Genomic DNA, 26,955 nt, shown 5'->3' on the forward strand with positions numbered 1-26,955 from the left:
CTGTGGCCTTTGTACAACTCGCCGAGGGCGAACTGCATTACCAATTGGACGGTCCGGTCGACGCGCCGGTGTTGGTACTGTCCAATTCGTTGGGCACCGATTTGCATATGTGGGACATCCAGATCCCGGCCTTCACCGCGCATTTTCGCGTGCTGCGGCTAGACACCCGTGGCCACGGTAAATCCCTGGTGAGCAAGGGCCCCTACAGCATTGAGCAACTTGGCCGCGACGTGATCGCGTTGCTGGATGCGCTGGATATCCAGCGTGCGCATTTTTGCGGGCTGTCCATGGGCGGCCTGATCGGTCAGTGGCTGGGCATCAATGCCGGTCACCGTCTGCAGCGCCTGGTGGTGTGCAACACCGCCGCGAAGATCGGTACCCCGGACATCTGGAACCCACGTATCGACATGGTGTTGCGCGACGGCGCGGCAGCCATGGTTGCGCTTCGCGATGCGTCGATTGCACGCTGGTTCACCGCCGATTTCGCCGCCGCCAACCCGCACCAGGCCCGGCAGATTACCGACATGCTCGCCGCCACCTCGCCTGAGGGTTACGCGGCCAATTGCGCGGCGGTGCGCGATGCGGATTTGCGTGAACAACTGTCGAAGATCCAGGTGCCGACCCTGGTCATTGCCGGCACCGAAGACGCCGTCACCCCGCCGGCCGGCAGTCATTTTATCCAGCAGCAGGTCAAGGGCGCCGAGTACGCCGAGTTTTACGCAGCGCACCTGTCCAATGTTCAGGCCGGCGCTGATTTCAGCAACCGTGTGCTGGAATTCCTGCTGGCCCGCTAAGGAGCTTTTTGTGGACGAGAAACAACGTTATGCCGATGGCCTGCAAGTGCGCCGCGAGGTGTTGGGCGATGCCCATGTCGACCGCAGCCTCAATGCCCTGACCGAGTTCAACAGCGAGTTCCAGGAAATGATCACTCGCCATGCCTGGGGTGATATCTGGACCCGTCCGGGACTGCCTCGGCATACCCGCAGCCTGATCACCATCGCCATGCTGATTGGCATGAACCGCAGTGAAGAGCTGAAATTGCATCTACGTGCTGCCGCCAGTAACGGCGTGACCCGCGCCGAGATCAAGGAGGTGCTGATGCAGAGCGCGATCTACTGCGGGATCCCGGCGGCGAACGCGACGTTTCACTTGGCCGAGTCGGTGTGGGATGAGTTGGGCGTCGAGTCGCGCGAGTAAGTGGAGCGAAAACCCGCCTGGCGCAGGTCAGGCGGGTTTTTGTTACGAAGGTCTTCGCTTTGCACGCTTTCACGCTGTCGCCAATACACACCGCGAGTCGTGAGGTCGTGCCTTACGCGATTCAGGCGCTTGCTTGAACGGGGTTATAGTTCTGTGGGTGATAACGCCGTTTCAAGCCAGGTTCTTCTTCGCCGGAAACAAACCCCCCACCGCTGTACAGCGTGCCTGCTTTACCATCGCCCATATTGATAAACGCATAATTTTTTACATTGGAATCAATGGTGACTTTATCGTCACCGTCGCCGGCCTGTAGGAAAAGCCTGGAACCGCCGGCGGGATCATTTTTAATCGGCAGGAGAAACTTCTGCCCATTCACCTCAGCCATCAATGAGTTGTCTGGCCCCACACTGATACGAAGGGTGTCATTACCCGCGCCGGTGATAATTTGCATGACCCCATCGCCAAACTGCCTCGGGTTTTCGTTAGGCGAAAACTTGAAAGTAGTCTCGCCGTGTTTGAATTCGGCATTTTTTTGCAGATGAGGCGCGATGGCGATGATGTCTTGCTGCGAGAACGTTCTCAGTCCCGAGGACTCGGGGGCGGAGGTGTATCCATTTATCCCGGAGACTGAGTGCTGGTCGTTAAGACTGACGGTGGTCTGGAACCAGATGTCGTCCGCGATCTGGACGTGGTCATCGCCCCCATTGGTTTTTATTTCCACCAGTTCGGTCATGCCGCCAGCATTCTGAATGGGCAGCAAGTAGCGCCTGTCGTTTATTTCTGCGACGACGCCGATATCCGGCAGGCTCTTCAAGTGGACCTTGTCTGCGCTATTACCGGTTTCGATCGTGACTTTATTGCGCACCATGGGCGCGCCGTGAAAGCTGCCCTCATGGGCCGTCGCCGAGGTGATCCGCACATTGCCGTTGTCGTAGGTGTGAGTGACCGGGGTGCTGGTAGGTGCGCGTGGAACTTCTGTGATTGCGCGCGATTCCATGGGCTGCGATGCCGGGGCGGTGAGTGCGGTGGCTGCGGGCTTATCCATTAAGGTGTGAATGCGCTGGCCGGTAAGCGATGTGATCGCTATACCATGCGTTGATGCTTTTTTTTTGCCGCTGCTGGACGGTAGAAAGTTAGCGTCTGCGCGATGAAGCGTACGTGCTGACCCTGAGTGTTTTTTATCTGCTTTAGTGGTCTTTTCGTTAGGGCCGAAATGAATGGGCGAATAGCGATGCAGCGAGGATACAGGCGACATGGATAAGTCCTTTTGGCGGTCGGGAATATAAGGGGTCACGTAGTCCGCAGTAAGTTCGCGGGCTACTGATCCGGTAGTGGGAAGGCAAGGTCTCTGCGTTCCAGCACTACTTGTTTCATATTCCTACACGTGCTTTGGATTTATAGCCGGTCGGCTGTTGATGAATAGTCAGGCGGGGGCGCCTGAAGGGGACTAAGTGTCCACAATAAATGCCCTACGATGGCTGGCGGGTGTGTCAGTGTGAATCTGCGTCCCATATCCAACTCCACGCACCTGGCAACTGCACGGGTTCATTGACATCCTTCACCGTGCGCGCCAGTGCTGCGCGTTCCAGCGCGGCATGCTCGGTGTAGAACGGCTCGGCGGCGGTCTTCATGCCGTTGATCCGGGCACTGTCCATCAGGATCTGTAGATACTCCTGCATATGCCGCGCGGTGTAGCGGTTGATATCGTGGAAGGTCACCACCACCGGTATCACACCGTCGACGGTCGGTAACTCACCCAGCGCAATGCGCTCGCGGACTACCGACAGTTGCCGATACAAATTCGCGCGCCGACGCGGGCTGCCGTTGAAGCCCCAGATCTTGCCGTCATTGGCACTCAGGTCCGTCAACAATACGTGCATGCCGTGGCGCTGGTAGGCAGCGAAAGTGCGCTTGTCGTAGTTCCAGAAGGGCGGGCGTACCAGCGCCGGTGAGGCGCCAGTGATCGACGCAATGTCGGCGGCACCCTGGGTGAGCGTGCGTTCAAGTTCGGCGTCATTCAGCCAGCGGTGGTTGGTATGAAACGCCGTGGCCGTGTGGAAGGCCAGGACATGCCCGGCGGCGTATTCGCGTTCCATGGTCTTGTGCCCCCGCGGGTTACCGCCGGAACGGGAGGCTTCGGTCTGCAGGAAGAACACCGCCTTGATGCCCGGCAGCACCGGGTTTTTCGCAAGATCGGCCATCACCGAGCGGCTCGGGTTGTTATAGCCGGAGGCGCTGGGGCCGTCATCGAAGGTCAGCAGAAAACGGATCGGCGCCTGGGCCTGCAGACGCTCTGTGGTCTGCGGCGTCAAGGCAATAGGCGCACTCATACAGCCGCTGAGGCTCAGCGCCAGGGCGATTGCGATGGCGAAAGATTTCATGGTGTGCACGGGCTCGAATGGAGGCCGCTGCTGGGCGAATCAGCAGCGGCAGGCGCGAACCATACAGCAAGTCCGACGCCGGTTTACAGCAGACTTATCGGGTAGCTGACGATCAACCGGTTTTCGTCGAACTCGTTGTTGCTGTAGTCCCTGCGCATCGTCGAATTGCGCCAGCGTACGTTGAGGTCCCGGAGTGCGCCGCTTTGCACGGTGTAGCCCAATTCGCTCTCGCGGCCCCATTCCTTGCCGTCGGTGATGGTCCCGGTGTGCACATTACTGCCGCTGATATAGCGGTTCATCAGCGTCAGGCCCGGTACGCCGAGGGCGGCGAAGTTGTAGTCGTGGCGCACTTGCCAGGATTTCTCCTGGGCGTTGTCGTAGCTGGAGTTGTAACTGTCGTTGGCCAGGGTGCCACCGCTGGTGCCGTTGACGCGCATCCAGGCACTGTTGCCGGTGAGTTTTTGCAGGCCGACGTAGAACGTGTTGCCCCCGTAGCGAGCGGAAAACAGGCCGGACCAGGTCTTGTTGTCCAGGTCTCCTGCGCGGGCGCTGCCGTCATCCTTGCCATAGAAAAAGCCGAGATTGGCGCCCAAGGTCCAGTCGCCGATGGGCTGGCTGTGGGTCAGGTTGATGTATTGCTGGCTGTAGATGTCCTTGAGCTGGGCGTTCCACACGCCGATTTGGGTGCGCTTGTCATTGAACGCGTACTCGCCGCCCTGGAAGTTGAAACGGTCGGAGGTGAAAGCGGCTTTGCCGGTCATCGACATGTCCGACATGCTGCTGTCATCGCGCGGGCTGTTGGCCCGGAACTGCCCGCCATAAAGGGTCAGGCCGGCAATTTCCCTGGAGGTAATTTGCCCGCCGCGCAGGGTTTGCGGCAGGGAGCGGCCGTCGTCCGCGCGCAGGATGGGCAGCACCGGCATCCACTCGCCGACCTTCAGTTCGGTCTTCGAAATCCGCGTTTTAAAGGCAACGCCGAGGCGCCCGAAGTTATCCGCCGGGCGGCCGTCGTGGTCCAGCGGCAACAACTGGGTGCCACCGGTGCCGCGCCCGCCATCAAGCTTTTGTGAGTACATACCCAATACATCCAGCCCGAAACCGACGGTGCCCTGAGTAAAGCCGGACTTGGCGTCGAGGATGAAACTTTGCGTCCACTCCTGCGCGCCGCCCTGGGCTTTGGTCGGGTTGGTGTAATTGCGGTTGAAGAAGAAGTTGCGCATGTTGAGGTTGGCGCTGGCGTCTTCGAGAAAACCGTGTTCCTCGGCGACCACGGGTAGGGCAAGGCTGGCGACAGCGGTCGCCAGCAATAGCTGGCGCGGGTGGAAAGTGCTCATGGTGGTGGACCTGTTGTTATTGGGGTTATGCAGGTGCCGGCCATGGTGCTTGGCGGTGTGGGGGCGATGAAAGTGGGGGAGGGCGGGTTGTGGGCGATGATCGAACGCAATTGTGGCGCGTCAACTCGTCAGCTTCTGGCGTATGGGGGCCGGTGTCTACTGTCAGGTTTAACAGTAGATGCCGTGTATTCAAGCGCCTATTTTCGTGGCGGCAGCCGTTGCTTTCCAAGTGTTTAAGGGAGAAGAGCTCATGAATTTTGGATCATATGTGGGTCAGTGTTTAACGTCTTCGGATGAGTTCGACGCCAGCCTGACCATTGCGCACAAGAAGCCGATTCCGATTAACTTCGACAACCTTGAGTTGCAGTCCTGCATCGAGGGCGGTCAGCTGTGCATTCGCCTGGGGATTCAAAGCAAGCCTGGCGCCAATAATGAGTTGACCCTTGAGGCTGACGCGCTCCCGTTGAAACCGGGAATGACCTATCCCATCGGTCCGAAATCCTTGCCAGTGAGGGCCCGCTTTGGTTTGGAAGGCTACCTTGAGCACCTCCCCGACATTTATTGGGGCAATTTAGACGTCAATCACATCTACACCGACAAAGCCGGCAAGACATCGATCAATGTCAGCTTCTCGATCGGTTGGGATGACGATGACGGTAACGAGATGGAGCTCAAGTGCTCGACGCTGCAGGTCAGTACCTAGGCTCATTGGGATGATGACCAATATGTCGGGATATAAAAAAACCGCTTCCTGTGAGGGAAGCGGTTTTTTTCACAACAGCACGATCAGAACAACTTCAGTGCCGGTGCTTCTTCTTTCAACGGCTCGTTCTTCGCGGTCTGCTCATTCCAGCCACCGCCGAGGGCCTTGTACAGGTTGACCTCGCTGTTCAGCTGCGCCAGGCGGTCGGTGATCAGCGATTGCTGGGCACTGAACAGCTGGCGTTGGGCGTCGAGGAAGGTCAGGTTGCTGTCGACACCAATGCGGTAGCGACGCTCGGCCAGGCGGTAGTAATCCTGGTTGGCGGCGACAAAACCACGCTGGGCATCCAGCTGCTGCTTGTAGGTCTCACGCGCGGCGAGGCCGTCGGAAACTTCCTGGAAGCCGGTCTGAATCGCCTTCTCGTAGTTGGCCACGTTGATCTCTTTCTGGATCTTCGAGTAGTCCAGGCTTGCGCGCAGGCTACCGGCGTTGAAGATCGGGATGTTGATCTGCGGGGCGAACGACCAGGTACCCGAGCCGCCTTTGAACAGGCCGCCCAGCGTCGGGCTGGCAGTGCCGGCGCTGGCGGTCAGGCTGATGCTTGGGAAGAACGCAGCACGCGCCGCACCGATATTGGCGTTGGCAGCCTTGAGGTTGTACTCGGCCTGCACAATGTCGGGACGACGTTGCAGCAGGTCGGAGGGCAACCCGGCCGGCACTTCGCTGAGCAGGTCATCCGACAGCGGCTTGCTGGCGATATTCGCCGGCAGGCCAGTGCCCAGCAACAGGGTCAGGCTGTTTTCGTCCTGAGCCACCTGGCGGGTATACCGCGCCAATTGCACGCGGGCATTTTCCACCGAGGTGCGCGCCTGGCTGAGGTCGAGGGCCGAGGCCACGCCAACTTCGTTACTGCGCGTGGTGAGCTTGTAGCTCTGCTCGAATGCGCCCAGGGTTTCCTGAGTCAGCTTGAGCAGTTCCTTGTCGGCCTGCCAGGTCAGGTAGGCGTTAGCCACACTGGCCACCAGGCTGATCTGGGTGCTGCGCCGCGCCTCTTCAGTGGCGAAGTACTTTTGCAGGGCTTCTTCACTCAGGCTGCGCACGCGGCCGAACAGGTCCAGTTCATACGAGCTGATCCCCAGGCCCGCCGAGTATTGGCTGGCGATGGTCGATTCGCCGCTTTGCGACAGTTTGGCCGGGGTGCGCGAACGGCTGCCGCTGCCGGTTGCCGAAACGGCCGGGAACAGGTCGGCACGCTGGATCTGGTATTGCGCCGCGTAGGCGTCGATGTTCAAGGCCGCGACACGCAGGTCACGGTTGTTGACCAGCGCAGTCTGGATCAGCTGTTGCAGGGCAGGGTCGTGGAAAAACTGCTTCCAGCCTTGCTCGGCAGCGGCCTGGCCCGGCGCCTGGGCCGACGAATACGCCGGCCCTTGCGGGAACTGAGCAGCCACCGGTGCTTCAGGGCGCTGATAGTCAGGTATCAGCGAGCAGCCACTGAGCACGAATGCCGTGACGGCTAGGGAAAGTAGCGACTTGCTCATTGGCCAGCCTCTTTAGGAGTTTCAGTAGTAACCGTCTTTTTACGTTCGCCCGCGGCCGATACGGTCGCGAAGAACAGTGGGACCCAGAAGATCGCCAGGACGGTGGCGGTGATCATACCGCCAATTACGCCGGTACCGATTGCATGCTGGCTGCCTGAGCCTGCGCCGCTGGAGATCGCCAGTGGCAATACGCCGAGGACGAACGCCATGGAGGTCATGATGATCGGCCGCAGACGCATGCGGGACGCCTCGATGGCCGCCTCGACGATGCCTTTGCCTTGTTCGTGAAGCTCCTTGGCAAACTCCACGATCAGGATGGCGTTTTTCGCCGCCAGGCCCACCGTCACCAACAGGCCCACCTGGAAGAACACGTCGTTGGACAACCCGCGCATGCTGGTCGCCATCAACGCACCCACAACCCCGAGGGGCACTACCAGGATCACCGCAATCGGGATCGACCAACTTTCGTACAGTGCCGCGAGGCAGAGGAACACCACCAGCAGCGACAAGGCGTACAGCGCAGGTGCCTGGGAGCCGGACAGACGTTCTTCATACGACAGGCCGGTCCACGCATAGCCAACACCTGCCGGCAGTTGCTTGGCGATACGCTCGACTTCGGCCATGGCGTCACCGGTACTGTAGCCCGGCGCCGGGGTGCCGAGGATTTCCATCGCCGCAACACCGTTGTAGCGCGAGAGTTTCGGCGAACCGTAGATCCACTTGCCCGACGCGATGGCGGACAACGGCACCATCTTCCCGGAGTCGCTGCGCACGTACCATTTGTTCAGGTCTTCAGGCGACATGCGGCTGGCGGCGTCACCTTGCACGTACACCTTCTTCACCCGACCACGGTCGATGAAGTCGTTGACGTAGCTGCCACCCAGGGCGATCGCCAGGGTCTGGTTGATATTCGACAGGGTGATGCCTTGGGCACTGGCCTTCTCGTCGTCGACGGTGAGCTCGTACTGCGGCTCATCGTTCACGCCGTTGGGGCGCACACCTGCCAGAATCTTGCTTTGTGCTGCCATACCCAGGAACTGGTTACGCGCCGCCATCAGTTTATCGTGGCCGACACCGCCCTGGTCTTGCAGGAACACGTCGAAGCCGGTGGCGTTACCCAGCTCCAGTACAGACGGCGGAACGATGGCAAATACCATGGCGTCCTTGAATGTCTGCATGAAGTAACCCTGGGCGCGCTTGGCGATCTCGAACACCGAGGTGGAAGCGTCACGCTCGCCCCACGGTTTGAGCATCACAAAGGCCAGGCCCGAACTTTGGCCGCGACCGGCGAAGTTGAAGCCGTTTACGGTAAACACCGATTTCACGCCTTTGCCTTCGCCTGGCTCGCCTTCCTTGTCGTTGAGCAGGAATGTACGCATGTCGTCGATGACTTTTTGCGTACGTTCAGCCGTAGAACCGACCGGCGTCTGCACCTGGGCAAAGATTACGCCCTGGTCTTCATCGGGCAGGAACGCCGCAGGGATGCGCATGAACAGCCAGATCATGCCGGCGATGATCAGTGCGTACACCAGGAACGCCGGGATCTTGTGCTTGATCATGTTACCCACGCCGCGCTCGTAGCTCAGGACGCCACGGTCGAAGGTGCGGTTGAACCAGCCGAAGAAACCACGCTTGGGTTGGCCGTGTTTTTCCGGGTCGATCGGCTTGAGCATGGTGGCGCACAAGGCCGGGGTGAAGATCAGCGCAACCAGTACCGACAACGCCATGGCCGAAACGATGGTGATGGAGAACTGTTTGTAAATCACACCGGTGGAACCACCGAAGAACGCCATCGGCAACAGCACCGCCGACAGTACCAGGGCAATACCCACCAGGGCACCCTGGATCTGGCCCATGGACTTGACCGTCGCCTCCTTGGGCGACAGGTGCTCCTCGGCCATCACCCGCTCGACGTTTTCCACCACGACGATGGCGTCATCCACCAGCAAGCCGATGGCCAGGATCATGCCGAACATGGTCAGGGTGTTGATGGTGAAGCCGAACGCAGCCAGGATCCCGAAGGTACCCAGCAACACCACCGGTACGGTCATGGTGGTGATGATGGTCGCGCGGAAGTTCTGCAGGAACAGGAACATCACCAGGAACACCAGCACGATCGCTTCGACCAGAGTGTCGACAACACCGGAGATCGATTCGGTTACGACTGGAGTGGTGTCATACGGCACCACCGCCTTCATGCCAGGCGGGAAGAACGGTTCGAGCGACGCGACGGTGGCGCGGATCGCCTTGCCGGTGTCCAGGGCGTTGGCGCCCGACGCCAGCTTGATCGCCATACCGGAAGCCGGCTTGCCGTTGAACTGCGCAGCAATGCTGTAGTTCTGGCCACCGAGCTCAATACGGGCGACATCCTTCAGGCGTACCTGTGAACCGTCGGTATTGACCTTCATCAGGATATTGCCGAACTGCTCGGCCGTCTGCAGGCGGGTCTTGCCGATGATCGTGGCGTTCAACTGGGTGCCGGGCAGGGCAGGCAGGCCGCCCAGTTGGCCGGTGGCCACCTGTACGTTCTGTGCGGAAATCGCCGTGCTGACATCCACCGGCGTGAGCTGGTAGTTGTTCAGCTTGCCCGGGTCCAGCCAGATACGCATCGCGTACTGCGAACCGAACACCTGGAAGTCACCGACACCCGCAGTCCGCGAAATCGGGTCCTGGATGTTCGACACGATGTAGTTGGACAGGTCGTCCTTGGTCATGCTGCCGTCTTCCGACACCAGACCGATCACCATCAGGAAGTTCTTCACCGACTTGGTCACGCGGATACCCTGTTGCTGCACTTCTTGCGGCAGCAGCGGGGTGGCCAGGTTCAGCTTGTTCTGCACCTGAACCTGGGCGATATCCGGGTTGGTACCCTGGTTGAACGTCACGGTGATGGTCATGCTGCCGTCGGAGTTACTGTCCGAGGAAACATAACGCAGGTTGTCGATACCGTTGAGCTGTTGCTCGATGACCTGCACCACGGTGTCCTGCACGGTTTGTGCGGACGCGCCTGGGTAGGTCACCTGGATGTCGATGGCGGTCGGCGCGATGGCCGGGTATTGGTTGATGGGCAACTTCATGATCGAAAGTGCCCCGACCAGCATGATCACCAGGGCAATAACCCAGGCGAAAATGGGGCGGTCGATAAAAAATTTCGACATGGGTTACTCCCCTTTGCCAGCAGCGGCAGCAGGAGCAGCAGCAGTGCCAGCGTCAGCAGGCTTAGCGTTGTCGGCTGCCTTGACCTTGACCTCGACGCCCGGCTTGACGTACTGCAAGCCTTCGGTGATCACACGGTCGCCGGCGTTCAGGCCTTTTTCCACCAGCCAGTAGGCGCCGTACGTACGGTTGGCCACCAGCTCACGTTGCTCGACCTTGTTGTCGGCGTTGACGATCAGCGCCGTTGGCGTGCCCTTCAGGTCGCGGGTCACGCCTTGTTGCGGTGCCAGGATAGCCTTGCTGTTCACGCCGGCTTGCAGCTGGGCGTGGACGAACATGCCCGGCAGCAGGGTGTGGTCAGGGTTCGGGAACACGGCGCGCAGGGTCACGGAACCGGTGGTCTGGTCGACCGACACTTCGGAGAACTCCAGCTTGCCGTCCTGGCCGTAAGCGGTGCCGTCTTCCAGGGTCAGCTTGACCTTGGCCGCGTTTTCGCCGGATTTTTCCAGCTGGCCGCTTGCCAGGTCGCGGCGCAGTTTGAGCATTTCTGCCGAGGACTGCGTGACGTCGACGTAGATCGGGTCCAGTTGCTGGATCACGGCCATGGCATCGGCCTGGCCATTGCTCACCAGTGCGCCTTCGGTGACCGAAGAACGGCCAATACGCCCGGAGATCGGCGCGAACACTTTGGTGTAGCGCACATTGATCTGGGCGGTTTGCACATTGGCTTCGGACGTCATGCGGTTGGCGACGGCGGTGTCGTATTCCTGACGGCTGACAGCTTGCTCATCGACCAACTGCTTGTAGCGGTCGGTGATCGACTTGGTTTGGGTCAGGCTCGCTTGTGCGCTTTTCAGGGTGGCTTCATACACCGACGGGTCGATCTGGTAGAGCTGTTGCCCTTCCTTCACGTCGCCGCCTTCCTTGAACAGGCGCTTGAGAATGATGCCATTGACCTGAGGACGAACCTCCGCGATGCGGTAAGCCGTGGTGCGGCCCGGCAGCTCGGTGGTCAGGGTGAAGGCTTGCGGTTGAATGGTGACCACGCCGACCTGAGGGGTTTGAGCGGGCGGAGCCGCTTCTTCCTTTTTACATCCGCTGAGCAGCGATGCCAGGGCGACGGCAGTGACCAGAGCGGTAACAGCTGGCTTAAGTTGCATGAAGATCCTCGGGTCAGGCGCGCAGAATGCGCACAAGAAGTGTGGAAGGGTAAAAAACAAGCTGTGAGTAGATAAGTAGCTTGCTACGCAATATACTTACGTTCATGGTTGTTTGTAAACTCTTGACAGGCTTCGCAGGTTGTTGACAAAGCAGCCCCGAAAGCCTCGATTTTAGTACGTTCGGTGCCCAAGACGGTGTCGTCCCACAATTATTCAGATGATCGTTACCGCCTATTAAAGCAGCGTTACCGATAGTCCCAAGTGTTCTGATTGAGGTTTTACTGCCATGGTTCGTCGCACCAAAGAGGAAGCTCAGGAAACGCGCAGCCAGATTCTCCAGGCCGCCGAGCAAGCCTTTTATGAGCGCGGCGTCGCGCGGACTACGTTGGCGGACATCGCCGCGTTGGCCGGGGTGACGCGCGGGGCTATCTATTGGCATTTCAGTAACAAGTCCGATTTGCTGCAGGCACTGCTCGACACCCTGCACGAACCGTTGGACGAGTTGGCGCGGGCCAGTGAAAGCGAGGATGAAGTCGACCCGCTTGGCTGCATGCGCAAGCTGTTGATTCATTTGTTTCATCAGGTGGCTCTGGACCCGAAAACCCGGCGCATCAACGAAATTTTGTTTCATAAGTGCGAGTTCACCGATGAAATGTGTGACATGCGTCGCCAGCGCCAGACCCATAGCCTGGAATGCAACCTGCGTATTGGCCTGACCTTGCGTAACGCGATCCATCGCGGGCAACTTCCGGAAAATCTCGACACCACCCGTGGGGCGGTGTGCATACATGCCTATATCAACGGGATCATTGGCCAGTGGCTTCTGGTGCCCGACAGTTTTCAACTGCATCAGCAGGCTGAACGCTGGGTTGATGCGGGGCTGGACATGCTGCGCCTGAGCCCCAGCCTGCGCAATTAAGACAAAATGCGTAATTACTTCCAGTTGTGTCAACAGTAAAGACGAGACACAGTCCATCGTCCCTTCGGACGATTGGTGGGGTGACTTTATATACGGGCTGGCGGGCGGTTGATAGGTAGCCGCCTAAGTATTTTGTAGCGATATTGTTGCAAGGCTGTAAAGGAATGTTTCCCGGCCCCAATGAAAAAGCCCCGGTTCCTTCGAACTGGGGCTTTTTCGTTTCAGCGGATTACATCAAATTGCCAGTGTCGGGTAGTCGATGTAGCCGACCGGGCCCTTGGCGTAGAAGGTTTCCGGGTGCGCTTCATTTAATGGCGCATCGGCCTTCAGGCGCGCCGGCAGGTCCGGGTTGGCAATGAACGGTACGCCGAAGGCCACCGCATCAGCCTTGCCGGAAGCCAGCCAGGCATTGGCGCTGTCTTTGGTGAAGCGTTCGTTGGCAATGTAAGCGCCGCCGAAAGCTTTTTTCAGTTGTGGGCCGAGGCTGTCGCCGGCTTCTTTTTCACGCGAGCAAATGAACGCGATACCCCGCTTGCCCAGTTCGCTGGCAACGTAGGTGAAGGTTTCGGCCAGGTTGTCGTCGCCCATGTCATGGGAGTCGGCGCGCGGTGCCAGGTGCACACCCACACGGCCGGCGCCCCAGACTTCGATGGCCGCGTCGGTCACTTCCAGCAGCAGGCGCGCACGGTTTTCCAGGGAACCACCGTAGTTGTCGGTACGTTTGTTGGTGCTGCTCTGCAGGAACTGGTCGAGCAGGTAACCGTTGGCGCCGTGGATCTCCACGCCGTCAAAACCTGCAGCCTTGGCGTTTTCGGCACCGACGCGGTAAGCGTCGACGATGTCGGCGATTTCAGCGGTTTCCAGGGCGCGTGGGGTTGGGTAGTCGGCCAATGGGCGCACCAGGCTCACGTGACCTTTTGGCTGGATGGCGCTCGGTGCCACCGGGGTTTCGCCGTTCAGGTAGGACGCGTGGGAGATCCGGCCAACGTGCCACAGTTGCAGGACAATCTTGCCACCCGCGCCATGCACGGCCTTGGTCACATTGGCCCAGCCGCGCACTTGGTCGTTGGACCAGATGCCCGGCGTGTCCGGGTAGCCCACGCCCAGCGGCGTCACGGACGTGGCTTCGCTGAGGATCAGCCCGGCGGAAGCGCGTTGCACGTAATACTCGGCCATCAGCGCGTTGGGTACGCGACCGGCATCGGCGCGGCAGCGGGTCAGCGGTGCCATGATGATGCGGTTCGACAGTTCCAGGTCGCCCAGTTTGATCGGATCGAAAATAGTCGTCATGGGATAACACCCTTCTCTTTAAGTGGATTGATCAGTTGGTCGCAGGGGCCAGGTCGGCATCGCCGCTCTGACGGAAAGTAATCAAGGTCACCAGCAAGGCAAGAATCGCCAGGGCCGCAGCGGCCAGAGGCACGCTGGTCAGGCCGAAACCGTGGGCAATCACACTGCCGCCAACCCAGGCGCCCAGGGCGTTGCCGATGTTGAAGGCGCCGATGTTCAAGGTGGACACCAGGTTCGGTGCCGCCTTGCCGAAGGTCACCACGTTGATTTGCAGCGCCGGTACGGCAGCGAACGAGGCGGTGGCCCACAGGAACAGGGTGATTTCAGTCGGGATCACCGCGACGCTGGTCCAGGTCAACACCGTGGAGACCACCGCCATGCTGATGAACACGCCGATCAGGGTGGCCGCCAGGCGTTTGTCCGCCAGCTTGCCGCCGATGATGTTGCCCACGGTGAGGCCCAGGCCGATCAACAGCAGGGTCCAGGTCACGCCTTTGGGCGACACGCCGGTGACGTCGCCAAGCAGTGGTGCGACATAGGTGAAGAGGGTGAACATGGAGGCGGCGAACAGCGCGGTCATGGTCAGCGACAACCAGATGCCGGCGCCCTTGAGGGCGGCCAGTTCGGCGCGCATGTCGAGTTTTTCTTCGTCGCGCTTGGCCGGCAGGAAACGGATCAGGCCGATCAGCGCCACCACACCAATGACGGTCACTGCCCAGAAGGTCGAGCGCCAGCCGGCTTCCTGACCCAGCGCGGTGCCCAGCGGTACGCCGAGTACATTGGCCAGGGTCAGGCCGGTGAACATCAAGGCTACCGCCGACGCGCGCTTGTTGGCCGGCACCAGGTTGGCGGCGACCACCGAACCGATACCAAAGAAGGCACCGTGGCACAGCGCGGTGACCACACGGGCAAACATCAGCACGTTGTAATCACTGGCCAGCGCACAGAGCAGGTTGCCGACAATAAAGATGCCCATCAACGCTACCAGGGCGGCCTTGCGTGGCAGCTTGGCGGTGGCCAGTGCCATGAAGGGCGCGCCGATGGCCACGCCCAGGGCGTAGCCGGTGACCAGCCAGCCGGCGCCGGGAATCGACACGCCCAAGTCCGCCGCCACGTCGGGCAGCAAGCCCATGATGACGAACTCGGTGGTGCCGATGGCGAAGGCGCTCAGGGCCAGTATGAGTAGCGAGAGGGGCATTTGCGTGTCCTTGGTTACAGCGGTTCGATGATTTCGGCGCTGAGTTCAGTCGTGAGTGCCGCGAGGAATGCTTGGATCACTTCCTCGTTACGCTTGAAAAAGTGCCACTGCCCGGCCTTCTGGCTGCTGATCAACCCGGCGCGTTGCAGGGTGGCCAGGTGGGCCGACACGGTCGACTGGGACAAGCCGCAGCGCTGGTCGATCTGCCCGGCGCAGATGCCGTATTCGTGGTTGTGCAATTGCTCTGGGAACTGCACTTTCGGGTCTTTGAGCCAGGTGAGAATGTCTCGTCGTACTGGGTGTGCCAGTGCTTTTATTATTTCGTCGAGGTCGATGGACATGGCGGTTGCTCGGTTTCGTAAAGCGTTATATCGCGATGAAGCGAACTTTAAATCGGTATATCCCGATATACCAATATGATTTTGGTCTTAAGCCAGATCAAATCGGTATATCGGGTTATAACGATACGTTGACGGCAGTGCTAAACTGCGCGCCATGAATTATCTCGCACATCTGCACCTGGGCGGCCAACTTCCTGCACAACTGCTGGGCAGCCTCTATGGTGATTTCGTCAAAGGCCGGCTGCAGGGGCAGTTCAGCCCGCAAATTGAGTCGGCGATTCAGTTGCATCGCTCCATTGACCGTTTCACCGACAGCCACCCGCTGGTAGGCGCGGCGTTGTCACGCTTCAGCCTGACCCGCAAGCGCTACGCCGGGATCGTCCTCGATGTGTTTTTCGACCACTGCCTGGCGCGGGATTGGGCGCTGTATGCCGAGCAGCCTCTTGAGCACTTCACGTCACAGGTGTACCGCGTACTCGCCGCCGAGCCCCAGTTGCCGGGGCGGCTGGCGCAGATTGCACCGCATATGGCAGCGGATGATTGGCTGGGCTCATACCGAGAGTTCGCGGTAATGGAGCAAGTGTTGCGGGGGATCTCGCGGCGGTTGACCCAGCCCGAGGAGTTGGGCCATGCGATGCAGGAGTTGCGGGTGCTGTATGAGCCGTTGAGCGAAGACTTCCGGGTGTTCTACCCCGAATTGCAGAAATTCGCACAAGCCCAACTGATGAGTGGGATCTAAATGTGGGAGCGGGCTTGCTCGCGAATGCGCTGTATCAGTCAGCCTATTTGTTGCTGACAGACTGCATTCGCGAGCAAGCCCGCTCTCACATTTTTTAACCGTGCCCGCTTTAGGCCGCAAACGCCGGTCGCACCGCCACGTGCTCAGTTTCCGGCAACGGCCCAAACAACGCTTTCTGAACCGCCTGTTGCGCCTGGAACGCCAGCGCTGCGCGTTCCTGCCCGGCACAGGCAATCGGCGTGAGCACATGGATTTCCACATCGCCCTGGTCATTGGCAAACAGGCGCATCAGGTGCGAGAGCAAATCGTCATCGCCGATAAACGGTGCCAGCGGGTCCACTTGCCCGTCGCGCAGGTAACGGATCGCCACCGGTTGCAGTGACACGTCTGCATCAATCGCACTGGCCAGCAAGCGTCCGTGAAAGGTGCGCAGGCTGCGCCCGTCGGTGGTGGTGCCCTCAGGGAACATCAGCAGCGGGTGCTGTTGTTCCAGGTGACGGGTCATCTGCTTGCGGATCAACTGGCTGTCGCCCGAACCCCGGCGGATAAACAGGCTACCGGCCTTGGCCGCCAACCAGCCGGCCACCGGCCAGGTGCGCACTTCGGCCTTGGACAAAAACGACATCGGCGTGACCATGCCCAGCAGCGGAATATCGGTCCAGGACACGTGATTGCTCACCCACAGCATCGGCGTTTGCGGCAACTCACCGTGGACTGTCACGCGAAAGGGCAGGGCGTTGGTCAGCCGCGCCATGAAAAACCGCGACCAGCGCTGGCGCCGCACCATTGAGTTGGCCACACCCAAACGCTCGAACACGCCGAACACACTGGCCATGCTCAAGCCCAGCGCGACCACCAGCAGCACTCGGGCGATGCGCCCGTACACACGCAGGCGGCCCATTACATGGCCGCCTTGAAGTGGCGTGCGTAACGCGGGCACAACTCATCGCGCTTGAGCAGGATGAACACGTCGGCCACCTGGAAATCTTCATCCCAGCACGGCTCGCCGCAGATCTTCGCACCCAGGCGCATATAGGCCTTGAGCAGCGGCGGCATTTCCGCGATCACGTTGGTCGGCAGGTCCAGCGCCGGCAGTGGTTTTTTCGGCTCGGCGCGCAAGTGTTCGTTGCACAGGTAGCGTTCGCGCAGGCGCTGCATGATCGCGTGGGCCTGGATGCCGCCGTCGTGCATCGGGATGCTCGCGCAGCCCATCAAATAGCTGTAGCCGCCCTGATTCAAGACTTCCGCCAACTCGCCCCACAACACCGCAATGGTGCCGCCATTGCGGTAGGCCGGGTCGACGCAGGTGCGGCCGATTTCCAGGATCGGCCCTTGCAGGTGCCGCAAGCCATGCAGGCTGAATTCTTCTTCGCTGTAGAACCGGCCCAAGGTGCTGGCAGCCTGGTGATCGAGTAAACGGGTGGTGGCCACCAATCGACCGCTGTTCAAGTCACGCACGCCAATGTGGCTGCAGTGAACATCATAGTCATCCATGTCCAGACCCAGTTCCGCGCCTTTCAGCTTGGCGTTGAACTCGCCGCTGAACACGTTGAACCGCAGGGCCTGGGCTTCCTGCAAAGCCTGTGCGCCAATCAGGCGTTCGGCTTGCAGACGGCGTTCATTGCCGGTGTCGCTGATGCGGGCGATCTGAGTCATGGCGAATCTCCGAGTGCCAGCCACGTTCCGGCCGGTCGACTTGTTTGTCCAAACTCAGGCTATGTAGGCTCGGTGTCATCTCCATGAAGTTCCAGTGACGCTTAGATGACAGCCGCGGCAGGGCGTCTGCTACCGGATGCAGCGCGATCCAAATGTGGGAGGGGGCTTGCTCCCGATGACGGTGGATCAGTTACAGATCAGCTGACTGAGCCACTGCCATCGGGAGCAAGCCCCCTCCCACAATTAACAGGCACCCACTCAAGACTCGCGTAGCAAAACTGTCACTCATCCAGGCTAGGCTCGCGGGCTTGAATGCCCCCCTTGAGTTTGTGCCCATGGTCCGAGGCCTGTTGTGTGTTGCCCTGCTGTTAGTCACCGTCACCGCCCACGCCGAAACCTGGCCTGACAAGGCGTGGGCCAAGGGCACACCGCTCGACGGTGCCGCTGTTGACGCCCTCAATGCCTACGCTTTTCCAACCCGTGACGACGCCACCCGCCAGGGCATCCGCACCGACGCGCTGCTGGTGATCCGCGATGGCGTGATCATCTACGAACGCTACGCCGCACCCACCACCGCCGACACGCCGCACCTGACCTGGTCGGTGAGCAAAAGCCTGATGGCCACCGTGCTCGGCGTGGCCTACGGCGAACACCGCTTCAAACTCAGCGACCCGGCGGCGCGCTTCTACCCACCGATGAAACAACACCCCAAGGTGACCCTGGCCGACCTGCTGCACTGGGCCTCGGGCCTGGACTGGCAGGAAGACTATGAATACGCCCCGCTGAAATCCTCGGTGGTGGCGATGCTCTACACCCGTGGCCGCGCCGACATGGCCGAGTTCGCCGCCGATACCGAGGCCGCCGCAGCACCGGGCCAGGCCTTCCGATATTCCAGCGGTGACAGCGCTATTTTGTCCGCCACCCTCAAAGGCATGCTCGGCCACAAGGCCTATGTGGATTACCCGTGGGAGGCGCTGTTCAAGCCGCTGGGCATTCATAACGCCACCTGGGAAACCGACGCCGACGAAACCTTTGTCGCCTCGTCCTACGCCTACCTCACCGCACGCGACCTGGCCCGCGTCGGCCTGCTGATGGCGCGCGACGGTCGTTGGGGGGAGCAGCAATTGCTGCCCAAAGAGTGGGTCGCTTTCAACCGCCAACCCTTCGACAAATACCAGCCAGGCCAGGACGAAGCCGTCCCCGGCGGCCAATGGTGGCTCAACCGCGAAGTGCAGGGCGCCCGCCGACCTTGGCCCGATGCGCCGGCCGACACGTTCGCCGCTCTCGGCCACTGGGGCCAGGCGTTGTTTGTGATGCCGGATGAACACCTGGTGATCGTGCGCTACGGCGATGACCGCGATGGCAGCTACCGCCACAACGAGTTGCTCAAACGCGTGCTGGCGGCGGTGCAGCCATGATCCGCCGTCACCCGGTTATCAGCGTTTTCCTGCTGCTATTACTCGCCCTGCTGGGCTGGGTGTGGCACGAGCGCGTCAACCTGCAAGCCTTCCCTGACATCATCGCGGCGTACACGGCCAAGGAGTATTGCTCGTGCCGGTACGTGGAGAACAATCCGGCGGCCTATTGCCTCGGCTATGTGAAGCAGTACGTGCCCGTCAGCCGCTTCATCGACACCCCGGAACGCAGTGAGGTGACGGCGAGTGGGTTGGGGCGTACGCACACGGCAAGGTGGTTGGGTGAGCGCCAGGGCTGTCGCTTGAATCCCTGAAATACCCAAAATCCAATGTGGGCGCAGGCAAGCCAGCGCCCACATTGGATTTGCGCCGTTTGTGACATTGCGCTTAAGGTTCGTCCAGGTTTTTTTCCCCATGAGTCTTTATGTTCAATGCCAAACCTTTGGCTTTCACGCTGCTGACCTGTGCAGCCCTGCCTGCCCACGCCGATTGGTACCTGGATAACGAATCCTCACGGCTGTCGTTCGTGACCACCAAAAATACCGAAATCGCTGAAGTGCAGCGCTTTTTGGTATTGCACGGCAAAGTCGACAGCCAGGGCGCAGCGCAAGTGGAAGTGGAGCTCGAGTCGATCAACAGCGGCATCCCGCTGCGCGATGAGCGTATGCGCAATGAGCTGTTCCAGATCAAAACCTTCCCCGAAGCGTTGATCCGCGCGCAGATCAACCTGCAACCGATTAATGACCTGGCCCCCGGCGCGCAAGTGGAATTGCGCCTGCCTCTGAGCGTCACCCTGCATGGCAAGACCCAGACCTACAGCGGCGAGTTGTTGGCCACCCGCCTGGATGACCGGCGTTTCCAGGTGGTAACCCTGGAGCCGGTGGTGTTGCATGCCGAGGATTTCGAGCTGGCGCCGGGCGTGGCGGCGTTGCGTAAGGCGGCGGGGCTTAAGTCGATCAGTTTGTCGGTGCCGGTGGGTGCGGTACTGATCTTTACGGCGCGCTGAGATGAGCGGCGCAGTGTTTCCGTGGCGCAGCGCCAACCGGTTCGAGTTGCTGGTCGACGGGCCGAATTTCTTCCCACAGATGCTGGTGGGCATTGCCCGCGCCGAGCGGCAGGTCGAATTGGAGTTGTACCTGGTGGAAGCCGGTGCATGCGCCGACGCCATGGTGCAGGCGTTGGTGCTGGCCGCCGAACGCGGCGTGGGCGTGCGTTGCCTGTTTGATGATTACGGCAGTCTGGCGTTTACGCTGGGGCTGCGCAAACGCCTGACCGACGCGGGCGTGGAGCTGCGCTTTTACAATCGTTTGAGCTGGCGGGGTTGGGTGCGCAACCTGTACCGCGACCACCGCAAACTGTTGCTGATCGACCAGAGTATCGCGCTGGTCGGCGGTACGGGCGTCACGGATGAGTTCTGGACGCCGGGGCAAGACACCGCCGAGTGGCATGAAGTGATGGTGCAAATCAGCGGCCCGCTGGTGCTGGACTGGCAAGCCCTGTTCGAACGTCAATGGCACGCCAATGTGGCGCGCCGCGCGTGGAAGCCCTCCACCCACTTTGGTTTGCCGCGCCTGCCCAAGGTGCCTGCGGCCGGGCCGGGTCTTGGCCGCGTGGCCTATGCCGACGCCCGCCAGCACCGCGATATTTTGCAGTCGCTGATTCGCGCATTGAACAAAAGCCAGCGACAGGTCTGGCTGGCGACCCCGTATTTTCTGCCGACCTGGGGCGTGCGCCGTGCGTTGCGCCGTGCGGCCGGACGCGGTGTGGATGTGCGTTTGCTGCTCACCGGCCCGCGCACCGATCACCCCTCCGTACGTTACGCCGGGCACCGTTATTACCCGCGCTTGTTGCGCGCGGGTGTGCAGATCTTTGAATACCAGCCGTGCTTTTTGCACCTCAAAATGGTGCTGGTGGATGATTGGGTAAGCATCGGTTCGTGCAATTTCGACCATTGGAACTTGCGCTTCAATCTGGAAGCCAACCTGGAGGCACTGGACCCTGAGTTGACGCTGGCCGTGGCGGGCAGTTTCGAGCGCGATTTTGCCCAGAGCCAGGCGGTGAGTCTGGAGGCGTGGAAGGCGCGGCCGTTATGGCGGCGCGTGAAGCAGCGGCTGTGGGGATGGATTGATCGGTTGGTGGTGAATCTGTTGGATCGGCGGGGGTAATTCACCCCCCCCGCCTGTTACCGCCAACGCGGCTTAAAACTGCAGTGAATACTGCGCCGTGAGGCTTTGGTCGCGTGTGCGCTCACCGTGTTGCCGGTTGAAGCTCAGGTCCAGTGCGCTGTCGCGTGTCAGGCGCGCGGTGGCGCCCAGTTCCAGCCGGGTGCTGAGGCGATCCAGTGGCGCGCCGCTGACGCTCATCACGCGCCCGCCGTCCCAGGCCGCCTGGGTGCTGGGTTGCAGATCGCCGCTGGCGTGGGTGTAGGCCAGGCCACCCCGCAGGCTCAACCATGACGGGCCGACTTGCGCCTTGCCCAAGTCCAGGTTGAACCGCACGCCACCGGTGGTCAGGTTGACGTGTTCCTGCGAGCGTTTGCCCTTCAGTGCGGCAATACCGCCGCGCTCGTTGAAGCCTTCGCTGCGCTGCTGCACATTGGCCACTTGCAGGTACGGCTGCCAATTCCAGGCACCATGGTTGAAGGCATAGTTAGCCTCGGCAAACGTCTGCACGGTGCGGCTTGCGTACTGGGCGGACAGGCGATTGTCGAGGCCTGGGAAGCTGACGCGGCGTTTGGTCTGGATCTCATGCTGCGCATAGGCGATGCCGCCATAGAGGCCAAAAGCGTCCCAGTTGTGGCCAATATGCAGGCCCACCTGGTAGGTATCGACGTTCGCCTTGCCGCGTGCTCCGGCCTTCACCTCGGTTTGACTGCTGCCAGCCACCACACCCAGTCGTGTGCCTTGCTCCAGGGTGTGATCGAACCCCACCAGCAGGCCCGTGCTGCTGTGGGACGTGCGGGCGGTGTTGCCATCGCCGGCGAGTTGGCCGGACTGGCGAGGCAGTTGCACCCAGGCACCCTGCTTCAACTCATCGGGCCGCGCGATGCCGCCTGGCGTGCCACGCTGGCGGTCAAGGGCCGCCTGACGCAGCACGCGGCTGTTCTCGATCAACGCCGCTTGGGTACTGGCGTGCAGCTCACCGCTCAACGTGTCCAGGGCTGAAGGTGCCTGCTCGGGAAACAACGCTGTCAGGCGTTGCAGCAACGCGGACGGCAGGGTTTCAGCGTCGGCGGCATTGGCGACGGCGCGCTGGTTGGGTGTGTTTGCTGCCGACGCCAGTGACTGACCACGGCCGAACTCCACCTGTAACGTGTTGCCTTCCTTGACCTGGGAAACACTCAGGAAGGGCGAGAACTCGCGGCGGTCGATCGAGGCGAATTCGCCATTCAACCCACCTTGGGCCTGGAGGATGTTGTAACGCTGACCCAGGTAGTCGTTATTGGGTTGCGCGCTCAGGTACAGCGAGCCGCCGTTGAGGGTCGCCTGGTGACTGACGTGCAGTTTTGCCGGATCGGCCGGGGCTGCCAGCCCGGTCATCAGGGTTGAGCCGGCGGCGTGTTGATAGTCGCCTTCGACGGCCAGTGAACCGTTCAGGCGCAGAACACCGCCGTCGACCTTGACGTCGCCCTTGAGGGCGTTGGTGCCGTCCAGTTCCAGAATGCCTTCCTTGAGCGTGGCGCCGGCGAAGCTGTTATTACCGCTCAGGCGCAGCCAGCCGATGCCGGTTTTTTCCAGGCGGCCCGGGCCGCTGATATCGTTGCGCCAATCGTCCCAGGCGCCGCCTTGCCAGACGACTGCGCCGCCGGCAGGGCGGTCCATGTTCACCGCGGTGTCGACCCGCAGTTGGCCGGGGCCGTCGATGGCTTTTTTGAGGTTGATCAGGCCCCAGCCGTAGACGTCGTCCACACCCGGCTCGCCGAGGTCGGTGGCGGTGGTGAGCAGCACGTCGCGGATTTGCGGGTTGTCGAGGTAGGGGAAACGCTCCATCAGCAGTGCCAGGCCACCGCTGACGTGGGGGGCGGCCATGGAGCTGCCGGAACTCAACGCATAACCCAACTCGGGGTTATCGCCGGTCACAGTAAAACCGGTGACTGCACCGTCCGGGCCATAGTGGTTTTCGGTCTCTATCGAACCGCTGACCCAGGACGAGTTGATATCCGTTCCGGGCGCCGCCAGGCACCAGTCCTTGCTGAAGCCGCAGCGCTTGGAGGAATCGCTCAAGGTCAGCTCTTTCGTTAAGTTGACGACGGTCAACCAGTAAGGCTCCAGTTCTGCAATGGCACGTGGCAGGCTGGGATGCAGCCCGGCGCTTGGCGCTGCTTGAGGCGACGCGTTGGCGGTGCTGAGGTTGCCCGCTGACCACACTTGCAGGATCCCGTACTTGATAGCGTTGTCTGCGATGGCCTTGAGTTCTGAATAAACCGGGGTTTGCGTTTCGCTTAATGCCGTGTCCAGCTCTGCGGCATTCGCCGGCGAAAATGCGCTCCCCCAACTGTTATTCACGACACGCACATTCTGCTTGTGCAATTGGGCGTAGGCGGCGTCGACCGCTGCCGCTGTCGGCAGGGGAAGCCTCAACACATCTGTTATGGCAATCGGACCGCCCAGATAGGTATTACCGAACTTACGCACGGCACTCACGTTGGCCGCGTACGCCACACCATGAACCCCGGAGCCAACCCGGTTGGCGAGTGCGGTACCGGCAACGTGGGTGCCATGCGCGTCGTAAGTCGTGCCAACAAATCCGAGATATTCGTCCAGTTGCTCTCGGGTGAGGTTGCCATCGGCCACCGCTTCTTCAAGGCCTGCCAATGCTTCGGGTGGCAATGAGTCGATAACGGTGACTGCGGCGCGATCGCCTTCGCTGTAGAAGCAGCCTCGCTCCAGCACGGTCCCACTCATGCAACCGGTGTCAGCCATCAGCACGCCGACATTTGCCTTCCCGGCAAACTCGCCATGGCGCAGGTCGACGCCAGCGTCGTAAACGCCTATGTGCACCCCGGCGCCATTCAACCCACGCGCATAAGCGAAGTCCGCGCCGACCGCGCCCAACCCCCAGTTACGCTTGAACTCCTCACTGCGCCAACTGGCGGCGTCGTGCAGTCGGCCTTGTTCGACATAGCTCGCCGCCTCAACCGATCTGCCTGACAGGCAGCCCAGTACACAAAGGGCCAGCAGGTTTTGCTTGAAGGAACATTGAACGGGCACTTTTTTGATTGCCGCTCGGGCGTTTTTCGTGGGCGACATGGCTCACACACCTGCACATTAATATTGGGCGGACAGGGTGTGCGAGTGAGCAGGGGGCTGGATGTAGGACTCGACTGTTAGGGGGGAGTGAAACTTAGGTTTTTACTGACCGAGACGGGGACGCGAGCAAGCCCCCTCTTTAAAAAGAGGGGGCTGCAACGGTTACAACAACTCGAACGTCTGCTGCTGTACATCCTGGGAGTCGAGCCCAATCTGCACATTGAACTGGCCCGGTTCCGCGGCGAACTTGAGTTGGGTGTTATAGAACTTCAGGTCATCCTCGGTGATGGTGAAGTGCAGCGTGCGCTCTTCACCGGCCTTGAGCATGACCTTCTGGAAGTTCTTCAGCTCTTTCACCGGCCGGATCATCGAGCCGGCCACGTCCTGGATATACAGCTGCACCACGGTTTCGCCGTCGACCTTGCCGGTGTTTTTCAGCGTGACGCTGGCGTCGAGCTTGCCGGTTTTATTCAAGGTGGTGGAGGACAGCGCCATGTCCGCCAGGCTGAACGTGGTGTAGCTCAGGCCATAACCAAACGGGAACAGGGGCCCGGTGACGTCATCGAAGTACTGCGAGGTGTAGTTGCCCGGCTTGCCTGGGGTGAACGGCCGGCCGATGCTCAGGTGGTTGTAGTACGTCGGAATCTGCCCCACCGAGCGTGGGAAGGTGATCGGCAGCTTGCCCGACGGGTTGTAATCACCGAACAGCACGTCAGCAATCGCGTTGCCACCTTCGGTGCCGGCGAACCAGGTTTCCAGGATCGCGTCGGCTTGCTGGTTCTCTTGCAGAATCGACAGTGGGCGACCGTTCATCAGCACCAGCACCAGCGGTTTGCCCGTGGCTTTGAGTGCCTTGATCAGGTCGCGCTGGCTCTGCGGGATGTTCAGGTCGGTGCGGCTGGAGGATTCGTGGGACATGCCACGCGACTCGCCCACGGCAGCCACCACCACGTCGGCGTCTTTCGCGGCGTTCACCGCTTCGTCGATCATTGCCTGCGGGGAGCGGGTGTCATCCACCACTTCCGGTGCATCGAAGTTGAGGAAGTTGAGGTAGTCGACCACGGCCTTGTCGTTAGTGATGTTGGCACCACGGGCGTAGATCACTTTGCCTTTTTCGCCGATCACGGCGTTCATGCCGTCGAGCAGGGTCACCGATTGTTCCGGCTTACCGGCGGCGGCCCAACTGCCCATCATGTCGATGGGGGCCTTGGCCAACGGGCCGACCAGGGCGATGGTCGCGGATTTTTTCAGCGGCAGGGTATTGTTCTGGTTTTTCAGCAAAACCAGGCTGCGGCGTGCGATGTCGCGGGCATCGCTGCGGTGCAGGCGGCTGTCGGCATAAGTGTCGACCGGGTCATCCTCGGCCTTGCCGATACGCAGGTACGGGTCTTTGAACAGGCCCATGTCGTACTTGGCGCCGAGTACTTCACGCACGGCGTTGTCGATGTCGCTTTGTTCGATCTCGCCAGACTTCAGCAGGCCGGGTAATTCCTTACCGTACAGCGAGTCGTTCATGCTCATGTCGATGCCGGCCTTGATCGCCAGCTTGGCGGCTTCACGCCCGTCTTTGGCCACGCCGTGCTTGATCAGCTCGAAGATCGCGCCGTGGTCACTGACGGCCAGGCCTTTGAAGCCCCAGTCTTTGCGCAGCAGGTCGTTCATCAGCCAGGTGTTGGCCGTGGCGGGTACGCCGTTGATCGAATTCAACGCCACCATCACACCGCCGGCGCCGGCCTTGATGGCTGCGTGGTAGGGCGGCAGGTAGTCCTGGTACATCTTGACCGGGCTCATGTCGACCACGTTGTAGTCGCGACCGCCTTCCACCGCGCCGTACAGGGCGAAGTGCTTGACGCTGGCCATGATGCTGTCGGCATTCGCGGGGCTTACGCCCTGGAAGGCCTTGACCATCACTTCGGCAATGCGCGAGACCAGATAGGTGTCTTCGCCGAAACCTTCGGACGTACGGCCCCAGCGCGGGTCGCGGGAGATATCGACCATGGGCGCAAAGGTGATGTCGAGGCTGTCGGCGGCGGCTTCCTGGGCGGCGATGCGCCCGGAGCGGCCGATGGCGTCCATGTCCCAACTGGAGGCCAGGGCCAGGCTGATCGGGAAGATGGTGCGATGGCCGTGGATCACGTCATAGGCGAAGAACATCGGGATCTTCAACCGGCTGTGCATGGCCGCGTCCTGCATCGGACGGTTTTCCGGGCGGGTGATCGAGTTGAAGGTGCCACCGATGCGGCCGGCGGCGATTTCCTTGCGGATCAGCTCGCGGGGCATTTCAGGGCCTATGCTGATCAGGCGCAATTGGCCGATCTTTTCATCCAGGGTCATCTGCTTGAGCAGGTCGCTGACAAAGGCGTCCTTGTCTTTAAGCGCAGCAGGCTTTGTTTCTGCCCACACGGGGTGACTGGCCAGAGTGGCAACAAGGCCGAGCAAACACAGCTTTTTCATGAATATCCTTTTTCGGCTCACTGCACAGCACAATCGCGCTGTTCTGCCAAAATGTGGGGGAACCTATGTTGTTGTTCGAGTGTTATTGCAGTAAATGCACGACACTTGTGAACTCTTATTCGCGCTGGGCATCTTTTTAGCTGATTGGCTCGACGCAATCCAGTGGTGGCGGATTATGCCCCAAGCGCGCGGTGTATAGGGTTAGTCGTCACAATCCATCCA

General features: G+C 60.8%; 22 protein-coding genes. 9 read left to right on the forward strand and 13 right to left on the reverse strand.

The features are described 5' to 3' along the window. The first annotated feature begins 2 nt into the window (after window positions 1-2). Window positions 3-794 carry a 3-oxoadipate enol-lactonase gene (pcaD, locus tag CPH89_RS17880; RefSeq protein WP_053254821.1) on the forward strand — a complete coding sequence of 264 codons (792 nt, stop codon included), beginning with the start codon at window positions 3-5 and terminating at the stop codon, window positions 792-794. 10 nt (window positions 795-804) lie between these two features. Beyond that, on the forward strand, window positions 805-1,197 hold the full coding sequence (pcaC, locus tag CPH89_RS17885; protein WP_024073913.1) for a 4-carboxymuconolactone decarboxylase: 393 nt from the start codon (window positions 805-807) through the stop codon (window positions 1,195-1,197). A 121-nt stretch (window positions 1,198-1,318) separates the two neighbouring features. Here the strand turns inward: pcaC and CPH89_RS17890 are convergent, their stop codons facing one another. The 3 genes from CPH89_RS17890 to CPH89_RS17900 all read right to left on the reverse strand — a co-directional run bounded on the left by CPH89_RS17890 (window position 1,319) and on the right by CPH89_RS17900 (window position 4,912). Next, window positions 1,319-2,452 carry a hypothetical protein gene (locus CPH89_RS17890; protein WP_141125142.1) on the reverse strand — a complete coding sequence of 378 codons (1,134 nt, stop codon included), beginning with the start codon at window positions 2,450-2,452 and terminating at the stop codon, window positions 1,319-1,321. A gap of 235 nt (window positions 2,453-2,687) precedes the next feature. Beyond that, window positions 2,688-3,578, reverse strand: coding sequence for a polysaccharide deacetylase family protein (locus CPH89_RS17895; protein WP_053254823.1), 891 nt, complete (start codon window positions 3,576-3,578; stop codon window positions 2,688-2,690). An 83-nt stretch (window positions 3,579-3,661) separates the two neighbouring features. Then, a complete protein-coding gene (locus tag CPH89_RS17900; RefSeq protein ID WP_053254824.1) occupies window positions 3,662-4,912 on the reverse strand; it encodes an OprD family porin in 1,251 nt (416 codons plus the stop codon). Between the two features lie 250 nt (window positions 4,913-5,162). On the opposite strand from CPH89_RS17900, the gene CPH89_RS17910 reads away from it, so the two are divergent. Continuing rightward, a complete protein-coding gene (locus tag CPH89_RS17910; RefSeq protein ID WP_073637191.1) occupies window positions 5,163-5,615 on the forward strand; it encodes a hypothetical protein in 453 nt (150 codons plus the stop codon). An 83-nt stretch (window positions 5,616-5,698) separates the two neighbouring features. On the opposite strand, the gene adeC is transcribed toward CPH89_RS17910, so the two are convergent. From adeC to CPH89_RS17925, 3 genes are read right to left on the reverse strand one after another with little or no spacing between them, the layout of a single operon-like run. Next, window positions 5,699-7,156, reverse strand: a complete 1,458-nt coding sequence (adeC, locus tag CPH89_RS17915) for an AdeC/AdeK/OprM family multidrug efflux complex outer membrane factor (RefSeq protein ID WP_053254826.1) — start codon at window positions 7,154-7,156, stop codon at window positions 5,699-5,701. Beyond that, window positions 7,153-10,314 (reverse strand): efflux RND transporter permease subunit, encoded by a 3,162-nt coding sequence (locus CPH89_RS17920; RefSeq protein ID WP_053254827.1) that lies wholly within the window; start codon window positions 10,312-10,314, stop codon window positions 7,153-7,155. Before CPH89_RS17920 ends, adeC begins: the two co-directional genes overlap by 4 nt. Window positions 10,315-10,317: 3 nt before the next feature. Beyond that, entirely contained in the window at window positions 10,318-11,472 is a 1,155-nt protein-coding gene (locus tag CPH89_RS17925; RefSeq protein WP_053254828.1) for an efflux RND transporter periplasmic adaptor subunit, read from the reverse strand. A 286-nt stretch (window positions 11,473-11,758) separates the two neighbouring features. On the opposite strand from CPH89_RS17925, the gene CPH89_RS17930 reads away from it, so the two are divergent. Then, window positions 11,759-12,391, forward strand: a complete 633-nt coding sequence (locus CPH89_RS17930; protein WP_053254829.1) for a TetR family transcriptional regulator — start codon at window positions 11,759-11,761, stop codon at window positions 12,389-12,391. 234 nt (window positions 12,392-12,625) lie between these two features. On the opposite strand, the gene CPH89_RS17935 is transcribed toward CPH89_RS17930, so the two are convergent. The 3 genes from CPH89_RS17935 to CPH89_RS17945 are packed head-to-tail and all read right to left on the reverse strand — an operon-like array spanning window position 12,626 to window position 15,220. After that, window positions 12,626-13,681 carry an alkene reductase gene (locus CPH89_RS17935; protein WP_053254830.1) on the reverse strand — a complete coding sequence of 352 codons (1,056 nt, stop codon included), beginning with the start codon at window positions 13,679-13,681 and terminating at the stop codon, window positions 12,626-12,628. A gap of 31 nt (window positions 13,682-13,712) precedes the next feature. Beyond that, a complete protein-coding gene (locus CPH89_RS17940) occupies window positions 13,713-14,879 on the reverse strand; it encodes an MFS transporter (protein ID WP_017137251.1) in 1,167 nt (388 codons plus the stop codon). Window positions 14,880-14,893: 14 nt separating this feature from the next. Continuing rightward, window positions 14,894-15,220 carry an ArsR/SmtB family transcription factor gene (locus CPH89_RS17945; protein ID WP_053254831.1) on the reverse strand — a complete coding sequence of 109 codons (327 nt, stop codon included), beginning with the start codon at window positions 15,218-15,220 and terminating at the stop codon, window positions 14,894-14,896. A 154-nt stretch (window positions 15,221-15,374) separates the two neighbouring features. On the opposite strand from CPH89_RS17945, the gene CPH89_RS17950 reads away from it, so the two are divergent. Further along, a complete protein-coding gene (locus CPH89_RS17950) occupies window positions 15,375-15,959 on the forward strand; it encodes an acyl carrier protein phosphodiesterase (RefSeq protein WP_053254832.1) in 585 nt (194 codons plus the stop codon). Between the two features lie 109 nt (window positions 15,960-16,068). On the opposite strand, the gene CPH89_RS17955 is transcribed toward CPH89_RS17950, so the two are convergent. Then, a complete protein-coding gene (locus tag CPH89_RS17955) occupies window positions 16,069-16,860 on the reverse strand; it encodes a lysophospholipid acyltransferase family protein (protein ID WP_053254833.1) in 792 nt (263 codons plus the stop codon). After that, complete coding sequence (gene olsB / locus CPH89_RS17960) at window positions 16,860-17,615, reverse strand: L-ornithine N(alpha)-acyltransferase (protein WP_053254834.1); 756 nt, start codon at window positions 17,613-17,615, stop codon at window positions 16,860-16,862. Before olsB ends, CPH89_RS17955 begins: the two co-directional genes overlap by 1 nt. A 335-nt stretch (window positions 17,616-17,950) precedes the next feature. On the opposite strand from olsB, the gene CPH89_RS17965 reads away from it, so the two are divergent. From CPH89_RS17965 to CPH89_RS17980, 4 genes are all read left to right on the forward strand, one after another. After that, window positions 17,951-19,033 (forward strand): serine hydrolase domain-containing protein, encoded by a 1,083-nt coding sequence (locus CPH89_RS17965; RefSeq protein ID WP_053254835.1) that lies wholly within the window; start codon window positions 17,951-17,953, stop codon window positions 19,031-19,033. After that, window positions 19,030-19,344 carry a hypothetical protein gene (locus CPH89_RS17970; protein ID WP_053254836.1) on the forward strand — a complete coding sequence of 105 codons (315 nt, stop codon included), beginning with the start codon at window positions 19,030-19,032 and terminating at the stop codon, window positions 19,342-19,344. Before CPH89_RS17965 ends, CPH89_RS17970 begins: the two co-directional genes overlap by 4 nt. Window positions 19,345-19,454: 110 nt before the next feature. Beyond that, a complete protein-coding gene (locus CPH89_RS17975) occupies window positions 19,455-20,036 on the forward strand; it encodes a YceI family protein (protein WP_053254837.1) in 582 nt (193 codons plus the stop codon). A 1-nt stretch (window position 20,037) separates the two neighbouring features. Then, the gene (locus CPH89_RS17980; protein ID WP_053254838.1) at window positions 20,038-21,195 is read left to right on the forward strand and encodes a phospholipase D-like domain-containing protein; all 1,158 of its coding nucleotides are present in this window, start codon (window positions 20,038-20,040) and stop codon (window positions 21,193-21,195) included. Window positions 21,196-21,228: 33 nt separating this feature from the next. Here the strand turns inward: CPH89_RS17980 and CPH89_RS17985 are convergent, their stop codons facing one another. Further along, on the reverse strand, window positions 21,229-24,279 hold the full coding sequence (locus CPH89_RS17985) for a S8 family serine peptidase (protein ID WP_053254839.1): 3,051 nt from the start codon (window positions 24,277-24,279) through the stop codon (window positions 21,229-21,231). Between the two features lie 162 nt (window positions 24,280-24,441). Continuing rightward, complete coding sequence (bglX, locus tag CPH89_RS17990) at window positions 24,442-26,733, reverse strand: beta-glucosidase BglX (protein ID WP_053254840.1); 2,292 nt, start codon at window positions 26,731-26,733, stop codon at window positions 24,442-24,444. Window positions 26,734-26,955: the final 222 nt, after the last annotated feature.

The organism is Pseudomonas fluorescens (genome assembly GCF_900215245.1).
Lineage (GTDB): Bacteria > Pseudomonadota > Gammaproteobacteria > Pseudomonadales > Pseudomonadaceae > Aquipseudomonas > Aquipseudomonas fluorescens.

What these genes read in the sequence shown, in the direction of transcription:
- CPH89_RS17890 (WP_141125142.1), bottom strand. Translation starts at nt 2,452, where the DNA reads ATGTCGCCTGTATCCTCGCTGCATCGCTATTCGCCCATTCATTTCGGC.
- CPH89_RS17895 (WP_053254823.1), bottom strand. Translation starts at nt 3,578, where the DNA reads ATGAAATCTTTCGCCATCGCAATCGCCCTGGCGCTGAGCCTCAGCGGC.
- CPH89_RS17900 (WP_053254824.1), bottom strand. Translation starts at nt 4,912, where the DNA reads ATGAGCACTTTCCACCCGCGCCAGCTATTGCTGGCGACCGCTGTCGCC.
- CPH89_RS17910 (WP_073637191.1), top strand. Translation starts at nt 5,163, where the DNA reads ATGAATTTTGGATCATATGTGGGTCAGTGTTTAACGTCTTCGGATGAG.
- adeC (WP_053254826.1), bottom strand. Translation starts at nt 7,156, where the DNA reads ATGAGCAAGTCGCTACTTTCCCTAGCCGTCACGGCATTCGTGCTCAGT.
- CPH89_RS17920 (WP_053254827.1), bottom strand. Translation starts at nt 10,314, where the DNA reads ATGTCGAAATTTTTTATCGACCGCCCCATTTTCGCCTGGGTTATTGCC.
- CPH89_RS17925 (WP_053254828.1), bottom strand. Translation starts at nt 11,472, where the DNA reads ATGCAACTTAAGCCAGCTGTTACCGCTCTGGTCACTGCCGTCGCCCTG.
- CPH89_RS17930 (WP_053254829.1), top strand. Translation starts at nt 11,759, where the DNA reads ATGGTTCGTCGCACCAAAGAGGAAGCTCAGGAAACGCGCAGCCAGATT.
- CPH89_RS17935 (WP_053254830.1), bottom strand. Translation starts at nt 13,681, where the DNA reads ATGACGACTATTTTCGATCCGATCAAACTGGGCGACCTGGAACTGTCG.
- CPH89_RS17940 (WP_017137251.1), bottom strand. Translation starts at nt 14,879, where the DNA reads ATGCCCCTCTCGCTACTCATACTGGCCCTGAGCGCCTTCGCCATCGGC.
- CPH89_RS17945 (WP_053254831.1), bottom strand. Translation starts at nt 15,220, where the DNA reads ATGTCCATCGACCTCGACGAAATAATAAAAGCACTGGCACACCCAGTA.
- CPH89_RS17950 (WP_053254832.1), top strand. Translation starts at nt 15,375, where the DNA reads ATGAATTATCTCGCACATCTGCACCTGGGCGGCCAACTTCCTGCACAA.
- CPH89_RS17955 (WP_053254833.1), bottom strand. Translation starts at nt 16,860, where the DNA reads ATGGGCCGCCTGCGTGTGTACGGGCGCATCGCCCGAGTGCTGCTGGTG.
- olsB (WP_053254834.1), bottom strand. Translation starts at nt 17,615, where the DNA reads ATGACTCAGATCGCCCGCATCAGCGACACCGGCAATGAACGCCGTCTG.
- CPH89_RS17965 (WP_053254835.1), top strand. Translation starts at nt 17,951, where the DNA reads ATGGTCCGAGGCCTGTTGTGTGTTGCCCTGCTGTTAGTCACCGTCACC.
- CPH89_RS17970 (WP_053254836.1), top strand. Translation starts at nt 19,030, where the DNA reads ATGATCCGCCGTCACCCGGTTATCAGCGTTTTCCTGCTGCTATTACTC.
- CPH89_RS17975 (WP_053254837.1), top strand. Translation starts at nt 19,455, where the DNA reads ATGTTCAATGCCAAACCTTTGGCTTTCACGCTGCTGACCTGTGCAGCC.
- CPH89_RS17980 (WP_053254838.1), top strand. Translation starts at nt 20,038, where the DNA reads ATGAGCGGCGCAGTGTTTCCGTGGCGCAGCGCCAACCGGTTCGAGTTG.
- CPH89_RS17985 (WP_053254839.1), bottom strand. Translation starts at nt 24,279, where the DNA reads ATGTCGCCCACGAAAAACGCCCGAGCGGCAATCAAAAAAGTGCCCGTT.
- bglX (WP_053254840.1), bottom strand. Translation starts at nt 26,733, where the DNA reads ATGAAAAAGCTGTGTTTGCTCGGCCTTGTTGCCACTCTGGCCAGTCAC.